The sequence below is a fragment of the Clostridium sp. X genome, assembly GCF_055755365.1.
On the sequence record NZ_CM146912.1, the window covers coordinates 1103871 to 1125792 of the forward strand.

A 21922-nucleotide genomic window follows, 5' to 3' on the forward strand; every position below is an offset into this window, starting at 1 on the left:
TATTAGTTATTAGTATGCCCTTATATAAACAAAAAATATATTTTATATATAAATTTAAAAATAATTAGTTTTGTTGAAAAAATCTATTAAAAGAATTATAATTATCAATGTAGCTTATGGTAAAAAATGTATATAAAGAAGGAAGAGGGATGGGGTATGGCAAAAAAGATAGTAAGATTAGGAGCAATAATTTTAATAATGGGGTTATTATTAATTACTGTCTGCAAAGTTCAAATCGTATATGCAAATGATTTGATACTGAAAGTGGACAAGATAGTAAAGGAATATGATTCGATTTATGAAGGAGACCCCCAAATCTTAGATATACTAATTAAAGGACGAGAAAAAGTTCAATATAGGGTTTGGCTAAATAATAAAAATACTGGTGAATGGAAAGATATAACTAATGGATTCACTTCAGTAGTTGATAGTAATAGGGTTTATAGTATAACTACTCCAAAACTTACTGAAGGGGACTATAATGTATCAGTGTGGGTCAAAAGGGCTGGTAAGATACCTCAAGACAAGAGAGGTTTTGATACTTATTCAACTATAGATTTTAGTTGTCTTAAAAATGAAGGACAAGCATCTAATATAAGTATTGGCGAATTAAAAAACAACTACGCAATAGGAGAAATGCTACAAATTAAAAAAGACGAAAACAAGCAATATTTATATAAGTATAAAGTAATTAATGCTATAAATAATAAGGAGTTAGTATCTTATAAAAATTATATAGATAGCGTGTCTTGGAAGGCAGCTAGCCAAGGTCTATATTTAATGCAAATAGATATAAAATATATAGAAAAAGTTGAAGTACCTAAGCAAACTCAGGAAGATACTGAAATAAATAAGATAAACACGGATTCAGAAGAAAAAGATGAGACTTTAAATGTTGAAGATAATCCAGATGATAAGGATGATGATATAACTAGTGATAGTAATTATGAATTAAATGAAGATAATAATAATAGTGTCATTGATGAGCCGAAGAAAGAAATTGAATATAAAGAAATTGAAAAAAAAGTAACGATAACTAAGTTAATAATGGTTGGAGATCCCTTTAAGTATGTAGGACCAGCTCTCCCATCTAACCCTTCTATAAATTCTCTAGTAGTTGGAAACGTAGGTGAGGGACAAATTATATACATTAAGACACAACCAAGCTCTAACTCAAAAAATGTTGGATATATATATGGAAGCTTGCAAGGAGTTAAGATATTAAAGCAAGTTGACAAGTTCTATTATATAGAGGCAAGAGATTATGATTCTTTAAAGATAGTAAAAGGATATGTGTATAAGTGGCAACTAAAAACAGTAAAACCAAGTGGAGCTTATTCCTTAGTAGTAGATTTAAGTGATCAAAGAGTATATGTATTTAAAGATAAGAAGCTTTTTAAAACTATAATTTGTTCCACAGGACAGGATTGGACGCCAACTCCTACAGGAACTTATTTAGTAGGTTATAGAGGAACTCACTTTTATACTGGATATAAAAATTCAGTTATTTGCTATAACTGGGTAAGATTTAATAATGACTTTTTATTTCATAGTGTATTATTTAATACAAAGGGAGAAATAATTCAGTCTGAAGCAAAGAAGCTTGGAAGTAAAGCTTCACATGGATGTATAAGACTACCTCTAAAGGATGCTAAATGGATATATAATAATATTCCAAGAGGAAGTTTAGTTGTAGTACAAAATTAATTTGATAAGTAAAAAAACGCCAAATGGCGTTTTTTATTTATTAAATTAATGATTGCTGTTATCTAGGAATAACTCTGTTGAATATTTCTTCTATTTCAGCTCCGAACTGAGATAAAGGTCTTCCACCACGTATTCCATTCCCTACATTAGTTATTCTTCTAAAGATGTCTGGGTCAGCACTTACAGCTACCCTTGTAATATTAGGGTCAGCATTTTTAACGGCTCTTTCTACATTAGATCTCATTGTAGTAGTATCATTTCCAGTAGTTCTAGCAGGCATATCTATCCCAACTAAAGCCCTATTGTTATTTACAAGTACCTTAGCGCCTGTAACACCTGCAACAGAATTTACAGCACTTTCTATTCTTTCTGCTCTTTGGAAAGAATTATTATCATCATAGTCATCTCTTACTGTACTGTTTTGGAATCCTTCATTTCGGCCTGTTATGTTCTGATTATTTTCAATAGCTGTATTTAGTCTATCGTTTGTATTAAAGCCTGTATTAGGATTGTTAGGATTTAAACGTGCGTTAGTATTGTTTTGTGTTGTAGTTCCATCTGGATTTAGCCCCATAAGATCAGTGCCTCTGACATCATTTTGGGTAATGTTACTGCGATATTGAGTTCTTCCGTCAAGACCAGGTTGGCCTGCATCAGCAGCTTCATTTCTAGTAGTAGTTCCCGTATTGTTGTTTGTGGAAGTACCAGGTGCGGGTGGATTTACATTTCGTCTATCACATCCCACAATTGCTAATGATAAAGCTAAAACTGTAGTCATAGTTAGTATAGTTTTTTTAAGTTTAAAATTCATATTTATCACCTCGATTACTATTATGTGTAGTTTAATTATTATCTATTATAAATTTGTTTGTGTAAGTTTATCCTTATGAGGAAATATTCATGAAATATTTTAAAAATATTTTTGTGGACAAAATAAATAAGTGTATATGTTTGAATAAAATATACTATAAGAGGCGAAAATTCAAATATCTCTTATTAAATCTTTTAAGGAGGTAAAAATGCAAAAACGAAAATGTATTATATGTGGAAAGCCTCTAAACAATGGTATAATGATAAATGGAAGAGGGATATGCAAAAACTGTGAAGATAGAATAGCACATTCTGAAAGTGGTACAGATTTTTATGAATATTATAAGAGTTGCATTAGAAAGAGAATAGTTCATTACATGATAAGAGGAGTGGAGTACAATTGTCAAAATTACCCCTTGTAGAAGGAGTATTAAAATATATAAAGGAAAATAACTTGAGATTCTCTATGCCGGGGCATAAAGGTGGAAAAGGGTTTAAAACTACTGATATGGGCAGAGATATGTATAATAATTTTATAGATGCAGATATAACGGAAGTAGAAGGTGTAGATAACCTTCATAATCCTAATGGTATAATAAAGGAATCTCAGAAATATCTAGCAGACTTTTATGGAAGTAAGAAATCTTATTTTTTAATAAATGGTAGCACTAGTGGGAACTTAGTTATGGTTTTTTCTTCATTTAATGAAGGCGATAAAGTCATTGTGGAAAGAAATTGCCATAAGTCTATATTTAACGCCATTATATTAAGAAAATTGAAGCCCATATATATAAAAAATAAAATACATTACAAGTATAATGCTCCTCTTTCAATAGATGAGGAGTATTTTTTCAATATATTAAATGAGAATAAAGATGCTAAAGGTATTATCCTAACTTATCCTAATTACTATGGGATATGTCCAGATTTAAAGTTTATAATAGATGAATCTAAAAAAAGAAATATGAGGGTATTAATAGATTCGGCCCATGGAGCACATTTTGGACTATGTAAAGAGTTGCCAGAAAGTGCTGTAAAACTTGGAGCTGATATGGTGGTTATGAGTTCTCATAAAACATTGCCAAGCCTTACTCAGACTGCTTATTTGCATGTTTGCGGTAATGTAGATATAGATAAGGTAAATTTTTATTTAGGCATGTTCTTAAGTACTAGCCCATCTTATATTTTAATGTGCTCTATGGATTATGCTAGATTTTATTTAGAAGAACAGGGTGAAAAAGATTATATAAAACTTATAGATATTTGCAAGAGATATAGAATTAAAATAAACAATATCAAAGGTTTCAATATAATAGGAAAAGAAGATTTAGAGGATAGTAGTCTTGATATAGATGTAACTAAGTATATAATTAATTTAGAGAGAGGATATAGTGCATCAAAACTTTTAGATTATTTAAGAAAAAATCATATTCAATCAGAGATGAATGATAGTCAAAATGTGGTGCTTATATTTTCACCTTTTAATAATGAAGAGGAATTTAAAAAGCTTTATGAAGCACTTAAGAAGTGCCCATTAGACAATTTAAAAAATGAATATTATGATATATTAAATTATGATATTCCAGAATCTAAGTTAATACCTCATGAAGTTATAAATAAAAACACAAAATACATAAGTCTTGAGGATTCACAGGGAAAGGTGTGTTCTAAAGCTATTGTACCTTATCCACCAGGAATACCCTTAGTTACATTAGGAGAAGTAATAAGTAAAGACATAATTAAGGCTACTCAATACTATTTACAAAATGGTACTGATGTTATGGGAGTAAATAAGATGGATAAAAACTATATGGTACAAGTCGTAGATGAATAAGTATATTAATTAAAATTTTAAAATTAAATTAGGGGAGTATTTTACTATGAGAAAAGGAACATTTATTACATTTGAGGGACCTGATGGTTCAGGAAAATCTACCACAATAGAGAAGGTTAAAGAATATCTGAGTGAAAATAACATTGATTATATATCTACAAGAGAACCAGGGGGTATAGATATATCAGAGCAAGTAAGAGAGATTATATTAAATAGGAATAATACTTCTATGGATAGTAGAACAGAGACTCTATTATATGCTGCATCAAGAAGACAACATCTTATAGAACGAGTAATACCAGCTTTAGAGGAAAATAAGGTTGTCATTTGCGATAGATTTATAGATTCCTCCTTAGCTTACCAAGGATACGCAAGGGGCATAGGAGTAGATGAAGTAATGAGAATAAATGAATTTGCTATTGATAAGTATATGCCTAATTTTACATTTTATCTTGATATAGAACCAATTCTTGGAATAGAAAGAATATCTAGAAGTGATAATAGAGAAGTAAATAGGTTAGATTTAGAAAAGATAGATTTTCATAATAAAGTAAGAGAGGGATATCTAATGCTTTTAGAGAAATATCCTAATAGAATAGTAAAAATTGATGCTAGTCAAGATATTGAAAGTGTATTCTTAGATGTAAAAAAACATTTAATGATTATTTTAGGAATTAAGTAGGAAAATAAACATATAAAACTTAAAAACTCTGTTCTTTAATTATTAATAAATATGTTAAAATATAATTATATAAGGAATAAAATAAATTTGACACAAACAATAACTGTGAAGGGGGAAGATTAATGAAACTTATAATAGCTGTTGTTCAGGATGATTATGCTGATGATCTTGTTGATGTAATTACCGACGCAGGTTATGGAGTGACGAAACTGGCTACAACTGGAGGATTTTTAAAATCTGGAAACACTACTTTAATGATAGGAGTAAAAAAAGAGGAAGTTGACAATGTAACTTCAATCATAAAGGATATATGTAAAAGAAGAAATCAAATTGTTACAACACCTTCAACAGTAACAGGGTCAACAGGAATTTATGTTCCGTATACACTAGAAGTAGAAGTAGGTGGGGCTACCATATTTGTAGTAGATGTAGATGAGTTTATAAAGATATAAGCAGGTTTCATACATGATTTTATATAGAAAGTTATAGATAAGAATCTGGAGGTAGGAATGAGCTTTGATAGTATAATAGGTCATGAAATAATTATAGATCAAATGAATATTATGATAGATTCAGGAAGATTTTCACATGCTCATCTCATAGTTGGAGAAGATGGCCTTGGAAAAAGTATTATAGCTAAAGCTATTTCATTAAAGCTTCTGGGAAAAACAGAAGATAGAAGCTATGTTGATATCTTAGAGTGGAGAGTAGGAAAGAATAAACAATCTATCGGAGTAGATGAGATAAGAGATATAATAAAAGAGGTAAATAAGAAACCTTATGAAGGCGATAAAAAAGTAGTAATAATTTATGAGGCACATAAAATGACCACAGAAGCGCAGAATGCCTTCTTAAAAACAATAGAAGAGCCACCAAAAGGGGTTACTATTATTCTTCTTAGTGAAGGATTGAATTCTATATTAGAGACTATAAAGTCTAGATGTCAGGTGTATAAACTTAATAGATTAAATGTTAAAGATATAATGAAGTATATGAGACGAGAGTATCCAAATTTAGAAGAACAAGAATTAAAACAAGTTATAGCTTTTATTGAAGGCGTGCCAGGGAGAAGTAAAATTTATTTAGAAGATGATACCTTTAAAAATGTAAGGAATATAACCATAAATATACTACTTGAACTATGCAATAAAGATAGATATATGATTAAGAAATATGAGGAGTTTTTTGATAAAAATAAAGATTTTTGGAGAGAAATTTTAAGTTGTTTTATTTCTTATATAAGGGACATTGTTATTTATAAAGAAATCGGAAAAAGTGAGCTAGTTATAAATAATGATAAAATAGAAGAGATAAAAAAGCTTTCAAATATATATTCACTAAGAGAGCTAGATAAAATGGTTAACGAGATAAATAAGACTAAAGAAAGTTTAGATAGAAGAGCAAATGCTGAATTAGCTCTTGATATAATGTTGTTAAATATGCAGGAGGTTTAATATGATAACAGTTGTAGGAATTCGATTTAAAAAATCGGGTAAGATATACTATTTTAGTCCAAATGAGTTAGAAGTAAAAAGTGGAGATAGTTTAATAGTTGAAACTGTAAGAGGTATAGAGTTTGGTGAATGTGTAATAGGACCTAAAGAAATAAAAGAAAGTGAAGTTGTAACTCCACTTAGAAATGTTATAAGAAAAGCTACAGCGGAAGATATACAAAAACATACGGAAAATAGAGTAAAACAGCAAGAAGCTTTTAATGTATGTACCGAGAAAATATTAAAGCATGATCTTCCGATGAAACTTATAGATGTAGAATATACCTTCGATAATAATAAAGTTATCTTTTATTTTACTGCAGATGGTAGAGTAGACTTTAGAGAGCTTGTAAAAGATCTTGCAGCTATATTTAGAACAAGGATTGAGTTAAGGCAAATTGGAGTTAGAGATGAGGCGAAAATGATAGGGGGACTTGGAACTTGTGGAAGACCTATGTGTTGTTCCTCATTTTTAGGAGATTTTGTTCCAGTATCTATCAAAATGGCAAAAGAACAGAATTTATCCTTAAATCCTACTAAAATATCTGGTATCTGTGGAAGACTTATGTGTTGTTTAAATTATGAGCAATCAACTTATGAAGATATTAAAAAGGAACTTCCTAGAATTGATTCTATTGTTGAGACACCTTTTGGAAAAGGTATAGTTATAAATAATTCAGTAGTAAAGGAAAGTGTTAAAGTCAGAATTACTGTACATGAAGGTGAAGATATAATAAAAGAAGTTGGAATTAAAGATACAAAATTAATTTCAGGAGACTATGAATATATTGGGGATAAAATAAGTGAAGATGATATAAAGCTAGAAGTTACTGATTTAGATGATAAATCAATTAGTGATCTTTTAAAGAATGACTAGGGAGGATACAATATGAAAGCTGTAATAAAGGTTTCAAATATACGTTCTCAAAATGACGTAGTCAACATTAGAATGGCACTTGGTAATGCAGAAGGGGTTATTGCATGCCAGATTAAGAGAGAAGAGGGGGAAGTGGAAGTAGTATACGATAGCTATTTTATTAATGAAGACAATATATATGATATATTGGAGGACATTGGATATACAATTATATAAAAATTCACTTTCAAATCTGATAAAAACATGTTAAAATAATAAAAGCATGTACATAAAGTTTAAAACATGCATTGAAACTTGAGGGAGGTGTTTTTTCATGGCATTTGTAATTAAGGATTCATGTGTAAGCTGTGGAGCTTGTGCTTCTGAATGTCCAGTTGGATCAATCAGTCAAGGAGATACTCAATTTGTAATTGATGCAAACACTTGTATCGATTGTGGAAACTGTGCTAACGTATGTCCAGTTGGATCTATATTTCCAGAAGAATAAGTCTAAATAAAAAAAGTCGTCGAAAAGACGACTTTTTTTATTGGATAAAGTATTTACGAATTTAAACTATAATTATATATGAAACTTAGAAGTTGGACTAAAAAAGTTATTATATATTAATATATAAAAAACTACATACTAATGATGATAGACTTTAGCTTTAAGATAATAAATTTAATTTAAAGTGGTGATAAAGATGACTGAACATTTATTAAAAGTGGGAGAAACTTTAGATGATTTGCAGATAAAAGGTATCCATGTAATACAAAAAGAGGTAGGCTTCAGATTTGGAGTAGATGCTGTATTGCTTGCTAACTTTGCAGAAGTAAAAAAAGGAAATAAGGTTATAGACTTATGTAGTGGTACAGGAATAATTCCATTTATAATATCAGGAAAAACTGAGGCCAGTAGTATAATAGGTATTGAAATTCAGGATGAAATGGTTGAAATGGCAAATAGATCTGTTGCTTTTAATAAGTTAGAAGAAAAGGTGAGATTTATAAATGGAGATTTAAATAATATAGAGCTTTTAAAGAGTCTACATAAAGCAGATGTAGTTACAGTGAATCCGCCGTATAAGTTATATAATTCTGGAATTATAAATCCAAGTGACAAATTAGCTATAGCTAGACATGAGATATGTTGTACATTAGAAGATGTAATTATAGCTTGTAGAATTTTGTTAAAGGATAGTAAAAGAATGTATATGGTACATAGGCCTGATAGATTAGCTGACATTATAACTCTTATGAGAAAACACAAAATAGAGCCTAAAAGAATACAAATGGTTCATCCAAATGCAAAAAAAGCAGCTAATATTGTTTTAGTGGAAGGGCAGAGAGATGGAGGATCATTCTTAAAATGGGAACCGCCTATTTATGTTTATGATGATCAGGGTAATTATTCAGATCAGATCAATAGAATTTATGGGAGGGATTAAAGTGGCTGGTAAGTTATACGTAGTACCAACACCTATAGGTAACTTAAAAGATATAACGTTAAGGGCATTAGAGATTTTACAAGAGGTAGATTTAATAGCAGCAGAGGATACAAGACAAAGTTTAAAGTTATTGAATCATTTTAATATAAAAAAATCTCTTGTAAGTTACCATAAGTTTAATGAAAATAGTAAAAGTGAGGATATTATTACTAAATTGCAAGAGGGGAAAAATATAGCTTTAGTTTCTGATGCAGGTACTCCGGGTATATCAGATCCAGGAAGTGTAATCATAAAAAGATGTATAGATGAAAATATAGAATTTGAAGTTCTGACAGGGGCTACTGCAGTAACCACTGCTCTTGTGTACTCAGGATTTGATACTACTAAATTTTTGTTTAGAGGTTTTTTCCCAAGAGAAAATAAAGATAAGAATGTTATTATGGAGGAGCTAAGAAATAGACAAGAAACATTAATTTTCTACGAATCACCACATAGGCTATTAAAGACATTAGAGTTTTTGTATGATAGTTTAGGAGAGCGAAGGATAGCTATATGTAGAGAACTTACAAAGCTACATGAAGAGATAATTAGATTGAAATTAAATGAAGCCGTAGAATATTATAATAATAATCAACCAAGAGGAGAATATGTACTTGTAATTGAAGGTAAGAGCCAAGAGGAAATAAAGATAGAGGAAGAGTCTGAGTGGAAAGAGCTTTCAATAGAAGACCATATTAGAAAATATATAGATGAAGGAATAGATAAGAAAGATGCTATAAAAAAAGTTGCTAAAGATAGAGGAATCTCGAAATCAGATATATATAAATATTCTATAAATTTATAGCATTTTATTACAAAATCGCTTTTAGTTACTGATAATAGAACTTTAAGCGATTTTTTTCATTGTTAATAGTCTTTATTTAATGTTATAATATATTGTAGCCTAGAAAAAAATTTACATTACAGTACAAAGGGGATGAGAATATTGCATAAGAAGGTAGTCTCAGTGGTTACCACGGCAATTTTATTAGTTGCTATGAGTACGACTGTTATTGCAGATCCATTATCGGACAGGCTTAGAGAACAGCAAAATCAGCTTAATGAAAGTAGCAATCAGTATAGAAGTGCACAAAGAAGAGTAGATGAAATAGAAAGACAGATAGAGCATTTTGATATTCAAATAGAGAGCTTGATGGGTCAAATAGAAGATAATAAAGCACAAATAAAATTAATTCAAAATGACATAGAGATATTTGAAAAAGATATTATAAAAGCTGAAGAAGATATTAAAGAAGAACAAGAGCTATATAACGAAAGAATGAGAGCTATGTACATGAATGGCTCAGTTGGATATCTAGATGTAATTCTTGGAGCAGAGAACTTAAGTGATTTATTTGAAAAGGTTGAAGCTGTTAAGAAGATAACCGAATTAGATAAACAAATAGTTAAAGAATTAAAAGAAAAGCAAGAAGCATTAAGACAAAAACAAGAAGAACTTAAAAAAACACAGGACAAGCTCGTATCACTAAATAAATCTCAAGAAGAAAAAGTAAAAAAATTAGAAGATGATAAGAAATCTCAAGACAGTCTTATAGCAGAAGCTAGGGCTAGTGCAGCAGTTTATGAGGAAGCATTAAAAGAAGACAAAGCTAAAATAAAAGAAACAAAGAAACTTATCGAGCAAATGAAAAAGAATATATCAAAAAATACAACAAAAAATACAACAAAACCATCAAGAGGGACAGGTTCTATATCTTCAGATGAAGTAGTTGTTTATGCGTCTAAGTTCTTAGGAACACCTTATGCTTGGGGAGCTAATGGAACGGAGTACTTCGATTGTTCTGGATTTACGAAGTATGTCTATGCACATTTTGGCGTAAAACTTCCAAGAGTTTCTAGAGATCAAGCTCAAACAGGAACATATGTATCACGAGGGAATTTAGAAGCTGGCGATTTAGTTTTCTTTGGATCACCAACACATCATGTAGGCATATATGTAGGTAATGATTCGTATATACATGCGCCAAGAACAGGTGATGTAGTAAAAATAAGTTCTTTATCAAGTAGATCAGATTTTACACACGGAAGAAGCGTTAAATAATAAAAATCATACATAATAGACATCGATAAATTCGATGTCTTATTTGTTTAAAGAAAATGCAAATATTTTTGTGTAAATTAATAGAACCCTCATGAAGTTACTTCATGAGGGTTCTATTATATTTTAACTATTTATTATCTTGTTTTAATGATTCAAGGCAAGTTTTACAAATGTTTTTACCTTTGTAATTTATAACATTTCTAGCATCGCCACAGAAAATACAAGCTGGTTCATATTTTTTAAGAATGATTTGTTCCCCATCCACGTAAATTTCTAAAGCATCTTTTTCAGCTATATCTAAAGTTCTTCTTAATTCTATTGGAATAACAATTCTTCCTAATTCGTCTACTCTTCTTACTACTCCTGTTGATTTCATTAATTTGTCCTCCTTAAATTTTCTTATATTAATCAAGTTAGATGACTTTACATTCTTCGACAACATTATACTTAAATAGTACCAAAAGTGACAAAAGAAGTCAATGCATAAAATGATTTTTCTAATAACAAGTTACAAATTTCTTATTAAATTCCATCTATAGTTAATATACTACCAAATTATTCAAAAGTCAATAGTAAATTTTTGTAATATAAAATCATTCAATATCTTGATAAAGTCAATAAAATCAAGGATTTAAGTATAAAATATATAATAAAATTATAAAAAGTTTAAGTGTAAAATATGGGAAAAAAAGTATCGATAAATCACGAATAAAATAGTAATTAAATGGATAAGAAAAAAATGAATGTCGAAAAAAACGATGTATTCTAGCAAAAATTCAACAAAAACTATAGGTAAAACGACAATTGTTCAATAAAATGTATTATATTCCATATAAATGTATTATATCTATAAATAGATATAATACATTTATAGATAGATTCAAAAATATAAAATTTATTTATATAGAATGAGAAGTAGTTTTTATTATTATGATATAATTTAGAATAAAATTTAAAGTAGGTGAACATTTGGATATCATTATAGAGATTATAAAGGAAGTTTTAAAAGATACTAGGGGATCCATATACATAGTTGGAGGATATATTAGAGATAAATTAATGGAAACTAATGAAGTCTCGAAAGATTTAGATATGGTTTATGAAGGAAATATCCAGGTCTTTGTAGAAGAACTAGAGAAAAGAGAATATAGAGTTTTTTGTTTGAAAGAAAATATGGGAATATACAGGGGAGTTATTAATGGATGTATAGTAGATATAATAAGAATGAAGGGAAATAATATAGAGGAAGATTTAAGGGAGAGAGACTTCACTATAAATGCAATAGCATTAAGATTAATAGATAAGAAGATAATAGATCCCTTTAACGGAAGAGACTTTATAAAGACTAAGATAATTCATGAAGTGAATGAGAATAGTATAAAAGATGATAAAATTAGAATTTTAAGAGCCTTTAGATTTTCTTTAAAATATGGAATGAATTTTAGTGATGAATGTAAAAAACATATAAAAGAAAATAGTGCTTATATAAAAGACTATCCAAAAGAAAGAATTTTTAATGAATTTATAAAGTTAATTGAAGAGGATAATGAAGGAATAGTTTTTCAATTGTTAGAAGAATATGATGTACTTCAAGAGTTAATTCCTTATATAAGTGATTTGAAGAAAATAGGAAAGTGCAAATATCATATTGAGGATGCCTTTACTCATATGAATTTAGCTTATAAGACCTATAAACAGCTTTTAAAAGAAATGTTTAGTATGTTAGATATAGATATAAAAATTCTTAATGAAAATATAGGAAGCACATCTATTAAAAGTTATATAGCTTTTGCAGCATTTTGTCATGATATAGGAAAGAGTAGTTGTTATAAGAATATAAATGGAAAGATAAGCTTTATTGGGCATGATATTGTTGGAGCTAAAATTATAAGTAGAGTATGTGAAGAATTGGGATTTCCTAAAAAAGCTGGGGAATTTATCGCAACTCTTGTTGAAGCCTATATGTATCCTCTAGGTATTTATAAGAGTAAAGTTAAAAATTATAAAAAAAGCTTTTATAAATTTTTTTCAAAATATAATAAGTATATACCATATATCTTATTAATATCCTATTGTGATATTAGTGCCACTAAAAAATTATATGATCCTGATAATGAGGAGCAGGTGATTAAGGATTATATTAATAAACTTTTAAGAGAATATAAAAGGTACAAAACAATCAAAGAAAACAGATTACTAAATGGAATAGAAATAATGGCATTGACAGGAGCAGAAGGTAAAAGAGTGAAAGAATTATTAGAAGAAATAGATAGAAATGTATATTACGGTAAAATCACTAATAAAGAAGATGCCATTAGATTTTTAAAAAAATAAATGTTGTATATTTTTGGTATAAATGTATACTAAATCATATAACTTTAAAATATAAGAAAGGGGCAAATTATATGAAAATATTTATTGATACTGCAAATGTAGATGAAATAAAAAGGGTAAGTAAGTGGGGAATTCTTGACGGAGTAACGACTAATCCTTCTTTAATAGCAAAAGAAGGAAGAGATATTAAAGAGGTTGTAGAGGAAATATGTTCTATAGTCGATGGACCTATAAGTGCTGAGGTTATAAGTTTAGAATGTAAAGAAATGATAGAGGAAGCTAAACAACTATCAAAGATACATAAAAATATAGTAATAAAAATACCTATGTGTGAAGAAGGTATAAAAGCTGTAAGTGTATTATCAAAAGAAGGCATAAGAACTAATGTAACTTTGATTTTCTCACCTCAACAAGCATTGATTGCTGCAAAAGCAGGGGCAAGTTATGTGAGTCCTTTTGCAGGGAGACTTGATGATATAGGGACAGATGGTATTCAAGTAATAAGCGATATAGCTGAAATTTTTGAAATATATAATATAGAGACAGAAATAATAGCAGCTAGTATAAGGCATCCAATACATGTGCTAGATGTAGCGAAAAGTGGAGCGCATATAGCAACTATACCTTATAAAGTACTAGTACAAATGTTAAAGCATCCTCTTACAGAGAAGGGAATAGAGATATTTTTAGAGGATTATAATAAGAATAAGTAATATCCATAAGAGATAGAGTAGATGAAATAAAATCTACTCTATTTTTATTGTATTTAATTAAGAAAATGTTAAAATAAAATTGAAATCTTTTCTAAAAGGTAGTAATGAAAAATTATCATAAATAGTAAAAACAATATAATCTATAAAACAACAGAATTATACAAAAAATGAAATAAGAATTGCAAAAAAACTCGATTTGTTCCACATTGTTTTAACAACTTATCCACATGGACATGTGTACAGTGTGGATAAAAAAATAATATTTAAGTGACTTATCTAGATAAAATCTAGGATTTAAGCAAATGTACAAGTTATGCACAGAAACTGTGTATAACTTGTACATAAGTGTGGATAATTCTAAAAGATATCCACGTTTATATAGTTTTGCAATTTGTATTTCAAGAAAAATTAACATATTTAAAAATCTTAACTAGAATTACAAGAATCGACGTTAGTAATATGAAAATTATCTCTACAGATGTACAAAGAGAACATATTAGCATTAAAACTTGTAATAAGGTTATCGATACCTTATAATATTATTATCTAATAAATATTTAATTTAAATAATCTATATAAAATTGTAAATAAATTACAAGATGTAGTAGCTTTAGTAAAAGCGGTTATATAGAAATATTGTGGAGGTAATGCTAATGAAAGAAAGTAAGTCTATTTTAAAGAATATAAATGATATAGCTAAAGAAATATCAGAGAGTACATTAGTAGCTTATGAAGATTTACCTGAATATGACCTATTTTTATCTCAAGTTATAGATTACTTAAATAATAGATTTGAGGAAGAAAAGTATACTAGCAATATAATACAAAATTACATAAAAAATGGAGTTATTTCAAAGCCGGAAGATGGAAAAAAGAGAGGGTATACTAAATTACAATTAGCACAATTAGTACTTTTAAGTTATATGAGACCTGTACTAACCACTGATGAAATCAGGAAGGTGTTTGCGCTAGCGTTTAATGAAATCAATGATAGAAGTGATGATATTATTTCCTGGGAAAAAGCCTATAAAATATTTGATAAAATACAGGTAGAAAGTTTTGATAGTTTCTTAAATATAGAATTTTTTAATGAGGAAAAACTTAATCATTTTATAGAAGGTAGTAATTTAAAGGATGAAGATAGAGATAGGATTCTTGTATTCCTCGTTGTAATGAGCTTGATAGCACAAGCTAGTACTATTAAGAAACTAGCTAAAAAGATTATTGATAAATATGGAGATGTATAACTAAAGTATATAATTAAAGCCTTTATGCATATTTAATGCATGAAAGGTGGTGATATTTATGGATGCTTTAGTTGAATTAATAGGTAATGTAGGATTTCCTATAGCTATATCTATTTACTTATTAGTAAGAATAGAAGGAAAATTAGAAAGTCTTGCATATAGTATTAATACCTTAGCTAATGTATTAAATAATATACCAAATAAGTAAGAAGAATAGGCTATTAGCGAATATATAATGATTAGTTAATAATCTACTAATAAAATAATAATAATTTATAACTAGGTACTCTCATTATTATACATAATTCTAGGGTTTATCTGGTTTTTTCTTTTTTTGATATGATTATTGACAAGAATATAGATAAGGCTTACCATTAAATTGGGTGTTTGATGAGTGTTATATTACTTGATATTATAATATATTAAGGAATTATAGGGGGTTATTTTATGATTAATTTGAAAGGTAGAAGTTTATTAACCTTAATGGATTTTACTAAAGAAGAAATAATGTACTTATTAGATTTGGCAGAAAAGTTAAAAAAGGATAAAAAAGAGGGTATAGAGTGTCAAAAATGTGTAAGAAAAAACATAGCATTGCTATTTGAAAAAGATTCTACAAGAACCAGATGTTCTTTTGAAGTAGCGGCCTATGATCAAGGGATACATCTTACATACATAGGTTCAACAGGAAGTCAAATGGGGAAAAAAGAATCTATAAAGGACACTGCAAGGGTTTTAGGAAGAATGTATGATGGGATTCAGTATAGAGGGCATGGTCAGAACATAGTAGAAACTTTAGCAAAATACTCTGGAGTACCGGTATGGAACGGACTTACAGATGAGGATCATCCAACTCAAGTTTTAGCCGATTTTCTGACTATAAAAGAACACTTTAATAAGCCGCTTGATAAAATTTCTTTAGCTTACTTAGGAGATGGAAGAAATAATGTAGCTAATGCGCTTATGATAGGAGCTGCAAAGGTTGGAATTGATTTTAGAATTGTATCTCCTGAAAAGTTGTTTCCAAGTACAGATTTAGTGAATAAGTGCAATGAAGTTGCAACAGAATCAGGTGCAAAGATAACTATTACTTCTAATGTAGAAGAAGGAGTTAAAGATGCTGATATAATATATACAGATGTGTGGGTATCTATGGGGGAACCAAAAGAAGTTTGGAAAGAACGAATAGAGATGTTAAGTCCTTATAGAGTAGATATGGCTTTGATAAAAAAGACTCATAATCAAGATGTAAAGTTTATGCATTGTCTTCCAGCCTTTCATGATTTGGAGACTACTGTAGGCAGAGACATATATGAACAATTTGGATTAGAGGGAATTGAAGTTAGTGATGAGGTTTTTGAGAGCGACTACTCTATTGTTTTTGATGAGGCTGAGAATAGAATGCATACAATAAAAGCTATTATGGTAGCCATGTTGTAAAATGATATAAAAACTATTAAAGACCTAAGATTATTTAGGTCTTTTTTTATTTATAAAATAAAGATTATAAAATTGAATAAAATTATAAGTGAAGATTGCGAAAAAAATAGAAATATATATAAGTATAGTATTATGAGAATATAAGTCATATAATGTATAAATATACAGACTGCATATATAAATAGGGAGGAAATACAGTGAAGAATAACAGAAGAAGCTTATATAAACAAATAGTAACTTTAATAATTGTAGCAGTCTTAGTACCACTAGGAGTTGTTTGAGGAGTAAGTTATTATACCATAAGTAAAGATATTAAAAACAATTTTCAGGCAATAAGTAATGGACATTTAGTTCAGATAGTAGCAAATGGTTTAAAAGTAGTCTAAAATCATTTTTAGATTCCCATAAGGATGTTTCGGCTGTATATATGGGACTTACAAATGGAGCATTTATTTTAATGCCAGAACAAGAATTGCCTAAAGGCTTTGATGCTAGACAGCGAGGCTGGTATAAAAAGTATCTGGAAAATAAAGGAATTATAATAGTTACGGATCCATATAAAGATGCATTAGATAATAAAAAGTATGATGTAACTTTTGCAAAAACAGTAGAAGATAGCTCAGGGAATATAGTAGGAGTAATATGTATAGATATAGCTTTAGATAAGCTTAGTAAGAAGGTTTCGGATATAACTATTGGACAAGAAGGGTATGCATTAATTATTGATTCAACAGGGAGCATTATAGCCCATAAAGATTCAGAAAGAGTAGGAATGACTTTTAAAGAAGATAAGGTTATAGAGGAAGTATTAAATAATAAAAATAAAGTATTTGAACAAGATATTGACAATGAGATATTTATAGTATTAAAGCGAGTAGATGAGAATACAGGATACACTATATTAGGGCTTGTACCTAAAAAGGAACTTACAAGTAAAGTTAATGGTGTAGTACTGATTAATATAATATCAGCCATAGCATTATTAACTATAGCTGTAATCATAGCAAGTAAATTTACTAAAGTTAAAATAATAAATCCTATTAAAATGACTGTAGATGCATTAGAAGAAATGAGCAATGGAAATTTCACTATTAGAGTAGAAAAAACTAAATCCATGACAACAGAATCAGAAGATATAGTTGATGCAATAAATAATACAGTAATGAAAGTAGCTAATATACTTAGAAGCGTTGATGATGCTTCCAATCATTTAAAAGAAAGTTCAGAATCATTATTATCAATAACAGAGGAATCTAGTGCTATCGGAGATGAAGTTGCAACATCAGTACAACAGATAGCGGATGGAGCTATTCATCAATCAGAAATGTTAAGTGATAGTTCTAACATAGCTGAAGGATTAGGAGAAAAGGTAGAAGTATCTATACAAAACTCTAAATATATGATGAGTGCAGCAAAGGAAGCAAAACAATCAAGTAATGAAGGTGCTATGTTGGTGAGTAATTTAACTGAAGCATTTGATAATATGTATACCGCTAACCTTGATGTTGTAGAAAAAGTTCAACAGTTAGAAGTAAAATCTAATGAAATAGGTGCAATTACAGATGTTATGAAAGGTATTACAGAGCAAACTAATCTTCTTGCACTTAATGTATCAATTGAAGTTGTAAGAGCAGGTGAGGCAGGCAGAGGATTTGCTATAGTTGCAGAAGAGGTAAGAAAGCTAGCTAAACAGTCTTCGGATTCTGCATTGAAGATAGAAAAAGTTATATTAGAAGTTAAATCTAGTGTTAGTGGAGTATTTGAAAAATTAAAACTATCAAAAGAACTAAGTGATAAGACTGCTATAAATGTACATGCTACAAATACCAGTTTTAAACTCATAGAAGAGACTATTGAAAAGTTAGAATCAAATATTGAAACAGTTACTAATTCCTTAGAGGGAATTAGAGAAGATAAAGATGAGGTTATAACTAATATTTCAGAAGTTTCAACAGTAGCACAGGAGTCAGCGGCAACTTCAGAGGAAGTAAGTGTATCTTCAGAAGAACAAGCATCAGGACTACAAGAAATAGTAACTTCAGCAGAAAAATTAACTACACTTTTAGAAGAGTCAAAAGATATAATTTGTAAGTTTAAAATTTAGAATAATAAGACCTCTGAGTTAAACTTAGAGGTCTTATTATTTGTTGAGATATTTAACAGACTATAATTAAAATGGACACTTTAATTTTTAATAATGATGTTAAAATTATCTATAATAAAACTAGTTAATATGTGACAAAATAAGGCTGACTAATTATATTGATCTTATTACTTTAAGTAGGTGAATTTATGGAATGCAAAAATTTAATAAATTTAGTAGGTAAATTTAATGAACACAACATAATAGCAGCTTTAACTCTTAACCCAAAGAATATAGTCTTTCTATATGAGAATTGTAGTGAACAAATAAAAGCTTTAGAGAATATAAGTAGTTATCTAGAAAATAAGCTTCCTAACATGACTATAAGCAGAATTATAGTAGATAAAGATAATTATAAAAACATACATGAAACAATTGCAAAGTTTGATAGTAAAGATACATTACTAAACATATCAGGTGGAAGTAAAACACTAAGTATAATTTCATATGAGTTAGCTAAGAAGTTTCAAATAAAATCAATATTTGTTGATATAGACTATGAAAAAATTGTTATAGTTAATGATGATAGAATAGAAGAGTCAGGTATCGAATTTAAAAATTTAGTGGTTAAAGATTTTATTGAAAGTACAGGGGGAGAAATTATATATGATTCCACCTGTCTAGGTAATAGTAAACAAATACAAGAATATGTAAATTATATTATTCAAAATCTTGATATATGGGATGATTTAAAGAGAATTTTAAAAGATCCAAGTATAGTTATTCATGATAAGGCTGTATTAGATACAGTTATAATTAAATTAGATGGTATAGATGAATATCACATAAAAAGATTTAAGGGATTTTTTCATAAATTAAAGGAACTTGACTTAATTCATGTTTTATACATAAACTCATATGAATTAAGTATAAAGTTTAAAAAGATAGAAGCAAAAACTATTTTATTTAAAACAGGAACATGGTTAGAAGTGTTAATATACAAACTTATTAAACAAATAAAAGAAGTAAAAGATGTAAAAAGTGGAATAGTATTTTTGTGGGATGAAGATATAAGATATGTAAAAAATGAAGTAGATGTAGTAGCATCAGCAAATTCACAATTAGTTTATGTATCTTGTAAAGATACAGAGAAGTATGATGAGAATACACTAAATGAGCTTCAGGTATATGCAGGAAAATTAGGTGGAGGAGAGGTTAAGAAGATACTTGTAGCAACTAAAGAGCCTGAAAAAAGGAGTCTAAGATTAAGAGCTGACGAAATGGGAATATATTTATTGGTATTTAATGGAGATGTAAAAGAACTACTGGAAAAACTCAGTAGAGTAATAGTTGGATAGGTAAGAATAAAAAAGAGAAAAGGACTCAGTCCTTTTCTCTTTTTTGGGAATATTTTATTGGGTATTTATGAAGTTATTATAATTATTAACGGGAGTTTTAGAAAATATACATTTAGATAACACAAATTTTTATATGTAGTTACTAAATAGAATGTATAATAGAAAGATGCATAAAGAAACGTAAAAGTTGAAATCATAAGGGAGAAATATATGAAACATACTAGGAATAAAAAATGGTTAGAAGATATAAATAAGCTAGCTTATGAACTTCCTAAAAAACATAAAAGCTTATTTTTTTATAAAAGTGAGAAAGAATTTTATAATGACATAGAAGATTTAAAGAAATATGTTAAATATTATGATGATTATGAAATGCAGATAAGATTAGCTATGCTTGTGGCATCCTTTATGGATGCCCATACTTCATTAAAACCTATAGTTAAATGGATACTACCCTTTGAGCTTTATTGTTTTTCGAGTGGTATATATGTTACAGCGGCCTTAAAAGAATACAAAAAGGCTGAACATTGCAAAATTATAAGTATCAATAATGTTGATATAGATGAAATTATAGAAAAGTTAAAATTAATGATATCACATGAGAACGAATGGCATCTTAAGTCTCAACTTCCAAAGTATTTACAAGCAATGGATTTGCTATATGGACTAGAGGTTATAGATGAAGTTGATTATGTAGATATTGATTTTCAAGATATAGAAGGTAACGTAAAGCGATTAACAGTAAAGACGTTTTCTATTAGAGACGTAAATGAAAGCTTTAAATTAAATAATAGCAATTTATCCGAGAATGACGAGTTACCGATTTACAGAAAAAACGCTGATAGATATTATTGGTTTGAATATATTAAGAGTTTTAAAATATTATATTTCAAATATAACGCTTGCAGGAATATGGAAAATGAGACAGTTCCTCAATTTACAGATGAATTAATAAGTTTTATTAAAACAAATACTATAGAAAAGCTTGTAATTGATATAAGAAATAATTTTGGTGGGAACTCAACTCTTTTAGATCCATTTATTAATAGTATATCAGAGCTAAAAAACCTTAATCATAAAGGTAAACTATTTGTAATAATAGGACAAGAAACTTTCTCTTCAGCTGTATTAAATGCTATTTCACTAAAAGAAAAGACGAATGCAATATTTTTAGGGGAACCTACAGGAGGAAAGCCAAATTGCTATGGAGAGGTAGAGAGATTTAAATTAGATAATTGTGGAATTGAGATATCCTTTTCTACTGAATACTATAAGACAATTGAGGATGATGAACTTTTAGCTTTTATGCCTGACGTCCATATTGATATAAGTATAGAAGACTATATAGAAAAAAAAGATCCCTGCCTAGAATATCTATTGACTTCATCAATTAAGTAATATATTATTTTAATTAAGCAGTTACTTAATTAAAATCTTGTGAGGGAACTATGGAAGAGATAGTACAGATTTTTAAAGCACTAGGAGATGAAACGAGATTAAAAATATTGATTATAGTTTCCAAAAGAAGAATTTGTGCTAAAGGAATAGCGAAACATTTAGGCATTTCAGAGGCAGCAGTATCTCAGCATTTAAGAGTTCTTAAAGAGGCTGCAGTTATTGTTGGTGAAAAATCAGGATATTATGTTCACTATAACCTGCAAAAGCCACTTCTATCTGAAGTAACAGAGATTATTAAAGCAATAAGTGAAGATGAAGCACTGGACAATTGTAAGCTAGGAGTACATATTCCTAGTGATTGTAATGTACTATGCAAAGCAAATAAGAATAGATGTTGTCAAAAAAAATAAGTTTGAAA

23 protein-coding genes are annotated in these 21922 nt (G+C 28.7%); 21 read left to right on the forward strand and 2 right to left on the reverse strand.

All coding sequences use genetic code 11. From position 1 onward, the window contains the following. The first annotated feature begins 156 nt into the window (after nucleotides 1-156). The gene (locus tag ACX0KU_RS05685) at nucleotides 157-1707 is read left to right on the forward strand and encodes a L,D-transpeptidase (protein WP_472991891.1); all 1551 of its coding nucleotides are present in this window, start codon (nucleotides 157-159) and stop codon (nucleotides 1705-1707) included. 58 nt (nucleotides 1708-1765) lie between these two features. Here the strand turns inward: ACX0KU_RS05685 and ACX0KU_RS05690 are convergent, their stop codons facing one another. Beyond that, nucleotides 1766-2518: a YhcN/YlaJ family sporulation lipoprotein gene (locus ACX0KU_RS05690; protein ID WP_472991892.1), complete on the reverse strand. Its 753-nt coding sequence runs from the start codon at nucleotides 2516-2518 to the stop codon at nucleotides 1766-1768. A gap of 208 nt (nucleotides 2519-2726) precedes the next feature. On the opposite strand from ACX0KU_RS05690, the gene ACX0KU_RS05695 reads away from it, so the two are divergent. The 11 genes from ACX0KU_RS05695 to ACX0KU_RS05745 all read left to right on the forward strand — a co-directional run bounded on the left by ACX0KU_RS05695 (nucleotide 2727) and on the right by ACX0KU_RS05745 (nucleotide 10931). Beyond that, nucleotides 2727-2939 carry a sigma factor G inhibitor Gin gene (locus tag ACX0KU_RS05695; protein WP_472991893.1) on the forward strand — a complete coding sequence of 71 codons (213 nt, stop codon included), beginning with the start codon at nucleotides 2727-2729 and terminating at the stop codon, nucleotides 2937-2939. After that, a complete protein-coding gene (locus ACX0KU_RS05700) occupies nucleotides 2918-4351 on the forward strand; it encodes an aminotransferase class I/II-fold pyridoxal phosphate-dependent enzyme (RefSeq protein ID WP_472991895.1) in 1434 nt (477 codons plus the stop codon). Before ACX0KU_RS05695 ends, ACX0KU_RS05700 begins: the two co-directional genes overlap by 22 nt. Nucleotides 4352-4397: 46 nt before the next feature. Then, on the forward strand, nucleotides 4398-5033 hold the full coding sequence (gene tmk / locus ACX0KU_RS05705) for a dTMP kinase (protein WP_472991896.1): 636 nt from the start codon (nucleotides 4398-4400) through the stop codon (nucleotides 5031-5033). A gap of 122 nt (nucleotides 5034-5155) precedes the next feature. Continuing rightward, a complete protein-coding gene (locus tag ACX0KU_RS05710; protein WP_472991897.1) occupies nucleotides 5156-5485 on the forward strand; it encodes a cyclic-di-AMP receptor in 330 nt (109 codons plus the stop codon). A 57-nt stretch (nucleotides 5486-5542) separates the two neighbouring features. Next, nucleotides 5543-6487, forward strand: a complete 945-nt coding sequence (locus tag ACX0KU_RS05715) for a DNA polymerase III subunit delta' (protein WP_472991898.1) — start codon at nucleotides 5543-5545, stop codon at nucleotides 6485-6487. A gap of 1 nt (nucleotide 6488) precedes the next feature. Beyond that, nucleotides 6489-7403: a PSP1 domain-containing protein gene (locus tag ACX0KU_RS05720; protein ID WP_472991899.1), complete on the forward strand. Its 915-nt coding sequence runs from the start codon at nucleotides 6489-6491 to the stop codon at nucleotides 7401-7403. Nucleotides 7404-7415: 12 nt separating this feature from the next. Then, a complete protein-coding gene (locus tag ACX0KU_RS05725) occupies nucleotides 7416-7619 on the forward strand; it encodes a heavy-metal-associated domain-containing protein (RefSeq protein WP_472991900.1) in 204 nt (67 codons plus the stop codon). Nucleotides 7620-7716: 97 nt separating this feature from the next. Further along, nucleotides 7717-7890 carry a DUF362 domain-containing protein gene (locus ACX0KU_RS05730; protein ID WP_472991901.1) on the forward strand — a complete coding sequence of 58 codons (174 nt, stop codon included), beginning with the start codon at nucleotides 7717-7719 and terminating at the stop codon, nucleotides 7888-7890. 196 nt (nucleotides 7891-8086) lie between these two features. Continuing rightward, nucleotides 8087-8830: a tRNA1(Val) (adenine(37)-N6)-methyltransferase gene (locus tag ACX0KU_RS05735; RefSeq protein ID WP_472991902.1), complete on the forward strand. Its 744-nt coding sequence runs from the start codon at nucleotides 8087-8089 to the stop codon at nucleotides 8828-8830. Further along, nucleotides 8817-9674 (forward strand): 16S rRNA (cytidine(1402)-2'-O)-methyltransferase, encoded by an 858-nt coding sequence (gene rsmI / locus ACX0KU_RS05740; RefSeq protein WP_472991903.1) that lies wholly within the window; start codon nucleotides 8817-8819, stop codon nucleotides 9672-9674. Before ACX0KU_RS05735 ends, rsmI begins: the two co-directional genes overlap by 14 nt. Before the next feature lie 132 nt (nucleotides 9675-9806). Further along, complete coding sequence (locus ACX0KU_RS05745; protein WP_472991904.1) at nucleotides 9807-10931, forward strand: C40 family peptidase; 1125 nt, start codon at nucleotides 9807-9809, stop codon at nucleotides 10929-10931. A gap of 127 nt (nucleotides 10932-11058) precedes the next feature. Here the strand turns inward: ACX0KU_RS05745 and ACX0KU_RS05750 are convergent, their stop codons facing one another. Further along, on the reverse strand, nucleotides 11059-11307 hold the full coding sequence (locus ACX0KU_RS05750) for an AbrB/MazE/SpoVT family DNA-binding domain-containing protein (RefSeq protein ID WP_472991905.1): 249 nt from the start codon (nucleotides 11305-11307) through the stop codon (nucleotides 11059-11061). Nucleotides 11308-11900: 593 nt separating this feature from the next. Here ACX0KU_RS05750 and ACX0KU_RS05755 point away from each other — a divergent pair. From ACX0KU_RS05755 to ACX0KU_RS05795, 9 genes are all read left to right on the forward strand, one after another. Beyond that, a complete protein-coding gene (locus tag ACX0KU_RS05755; RefSeq protein ID WP_472991906.1) occupies nucleotides 11901-13265 on the forward strand; it encodes a tRNA nucleotidyltransferase/poly(A) polymerase-related protein in 1365 nt (454 codons plus the stop codon). A gap of 71 nt (nucleotides 13266-13336) precedes the next feature. Then, nucleotides 13337-13978: a fructose-6-phosphate aldolase gene (gene fsa / locus ACX0KU_RS05760; protein ID WP_472991907.1), complete on the forward strand. Its 642-nt coding sequence runs from the start codon at nucleotides 13337-13339 to the stop codon at nucleotides 13976-13978. Between the two features lie 653 nt (nucleotides 13979-14631). Further along, nucleotides 14632-15225: a DUF1836 domain-containing protein gene (locus tag ACX0KU_RS05765; RefSeq protein ID WP_472991908.1), complete on the forward strand. Its 594-nt coding sequence runs from the start codon at nucleotides 14632-14634 to the stop codon at nucleotides 15223-15225. Nucleotides 15226-15283: 58 nt separating this feature from the next. Next, nucleotides 15284-15433 carry a YvrJ family protein gene (locus ACX0KU_RS05770; protein ID WP_472991909.1) on the forward strand — a complete coding sequence of 50 codons (150 nt, stop codon included), beginning with the start codon at nucleotides 15284-15286 and terminating at the stop codon, nucleotides 15431-15433. A gap of 239 nt (nucleotides 15434-15672) precedes the next feature. Beyond that, nucleotides 15673-16665 carry an ornithine carbamoyltransferase gene (argF, locus tag ACX0KU_RS05775; RefSeq protein ID WP_472991910.1) on the forward strand — a complete coding sequence of 331 codons (993 nt, stop codon included), beginning with the start codon at nucleotides 15673-15675 and terminating at the stop codon, nucleotides 16663-16665. 427 nt (nucleotides 16666-17092) lie between these two features. Next, nucleotides 17093-18769, forward strand: a complete 1677-nt coding sequence (locus tag ACX0KU_RS05780; RefSeq protein WP_472991911.1) for a methyl-accepting chemotaxis protein — start codon at nucleotides 17093-17095, stop codon at nucleotides 18767-18769. Nucleotides 18770-18957: 188 nt separating this feature from the next. Continuing rightward, nucleotides 18958-20106: a Card1-like endonuclease domain-containing protein gene (locus tag ACX0KU_RS05785; RefSeq protein ID WP_472991912.1), complete on the forward strand. Its 1149-nt coding sequence runs from the start codon at nucleotides 18958-18960 to the stop codon at nucleotides 20104-20106. Nucleotides 20107-20316: 210 nt separating this feature from the next. After that, nucleotides 20317-21504 carry a S41 family peptidase gene (locus ACX0KU_RS05790; protein ID WP_472991913.1) on the forward strand — a complete coding sequence of 396 codons (1188 nt, stop codon included), beginning with the start codon at nucleotides 20317-20319 and terminating at the stop codon, nucleotides 21502-21504. A gap of 50 nt (nucleotides 21505-21554) precedes the next feature. Beyond that, nucleotides 21555-21914, forward strand: coding sequence for an ArsR/SmtB family transcription factor (locus ACX0KU_RS05795; protein ID WP_472991914.1), 360 nt, complete (start codon nucleotides 21555-21557; stop codon nucleotides 21912-21914). Nucleotides 21915-21922 lie beyond the last annotated feature (8 nt).

What these genes read in the sequence shown, in the direction of transcription:
- ACX0KU_RS05685 (WP_472991891.1), top strand. Translation starts at nt 157, where the DNA reads ATGGCAAAAAAGATAGTAAGATTAGGAGCAATAATTTTAATAATGGGG.
- ACX0KU_RS05690 (WP_472991892.1), bottom strand. Translation starts at nt 2,518, where the DNA reads ATGAATTTTAAACTTAAAAAAACTATACTAACTATGACTACAGTTTTA.
- ACX0KU_RS05695 (WP_472991893.1), top strand. Translation starts at nt 2,727, where the DNA reads ATGCAAAAACGAAAATGTATTATATGTGGAAAGCCTCTAAACAATGGT.
- tmk (WP_472991896.1), top strand. Translation starts at nt 4,398, where the DNA reads ATGAGAAAAGGAACATTTATTACATTTGAGGGACCTGATGGTTCAGGA.
- ACX0KU_RS05710 (WP_472991897.1), top strand. Translation starts at nt 5,156, where the DNA reads ATGAAACTTATAATAGCTGTTGTTCAGGATGATTATGCTGATGATCTT.
- ACX0KU_RS05715 (WP_472991898.1), top strand. Translation starts at nt 5,543, where the DNA reads ATGAGCTTTGATAGTATAATAGGTCATGAAATAATTATAGATCAAATG.
- ACX0KU_RS05720 (WP_472991899.1), top strand. Translation starts at nt 6,489, where the DNA reads ATGATAACAGTTGTAGGAATTCGATTTAAAAAATCGGGTAAGATATAC.
- ACX0KU_RS05725 (WP_472991900.1), top strand. Translation starts at nt 7,416, where the DNA reads ATGAAAGCTGTAATAAAGGTTTCAAATATACGTTCTCAAAATGACGTA.
- ACX0KU_RS05730 (WP_472991901.1), top strand. Translation starts at nt 7,717, where the DNA reads ATGGCATTTGTAATTAAGGATTCATGTGTAAGCTGTGGAGCTTGTGCT.
- ACX0KU_RS05735 (WP_472991902.1), top strand. Translation starts at nt 8,087, where the DNA reads ATGACTGAACATTTATTAAAAGTGGGAGAAACTTTAGATGATTTGCAG.
- rsmI (WP_472991903.1), top strand. Translation starts at nt 8,817, where the DNA reads ATGGGAGGGATTAAAGTGGCTGGTAAGTTATACGTAGTACCAACACCT.
- ACX0KU_RS05745 (WP_472991904.1), top strand. Translation starts at nt 9,807, where the DNA reads ATGAGAATATTGCATAAGAAGGTAGTCTCAGTGGTTACCACGGCAATT.
- ACX0KU_RS05750 (WP_472991905.1), bottom strand. Translation starts at nt 11,307, where the DNA reads ATGAAATCAACAGGAGTAGTAAGAAGAGTAGACGAATTAGGAAGAATT.
- fsa (WP_472991907.1), top strand. Translation starts at nt 13,337, where the DNA reads ATGAAAATATTTATTGATACTGCAAATGTAGATGAAATAAAAAGGGTA.
- ACX0KU_RS05765 (WP_472991908.1), top strand. Translation starts at nt 14,632, where the DNA reads ATGAAAGAAAGTAAGTCTATTTTAAAGAATATAAATGATATAGCTAAA.
- ACX0KU_RS05770 (WP_472991909.1), top strand. Translation starts at nt 15,284, where the DNA reads ATGGATGCTTTAGTTGAATTAATAGGTAATGTAGGATTTCCTATAGCT.
- argF (WP_472991910.1), top strand. Translation starts at nt 15,673, where the DNA reads ATGATTAATTTGAAAGGTAGAAGTTTATTAACCTTAATGGATTTTACT.
- ACX0KU_RS05780 (WP_472991911.1), top strand. Translation starts at nt 17,093, where the DNA reads ATGGGACTTACAAATGGAGCATTTATTTTAATGCCAGAACAAGAATTG.
- ACX0KU_RS05785 (WP_472991912.1), top strand. Translation starts at nt 18,958, where the DNA reads ATGGAATGCAAAAATTTAATAAATTTAGTAGGTAAATTTAATGAACAC.
- ACX0KU_RS05790 (WP_472991913.1), top strand. Translation starts at nt 20,317, where the DNA reads ATGAAACATACTAGGAATAAAAAATGGTTAGAAGATATAAATAAGCTA.
- ACX0KU_RS05795 (WP_472991914.1), top strand. Translation starts at nt 21,555, where the DNA reads ATGGAAGAGATAGTACAGATTTTTAAAGCACTAGGAGATGAAACGAGA.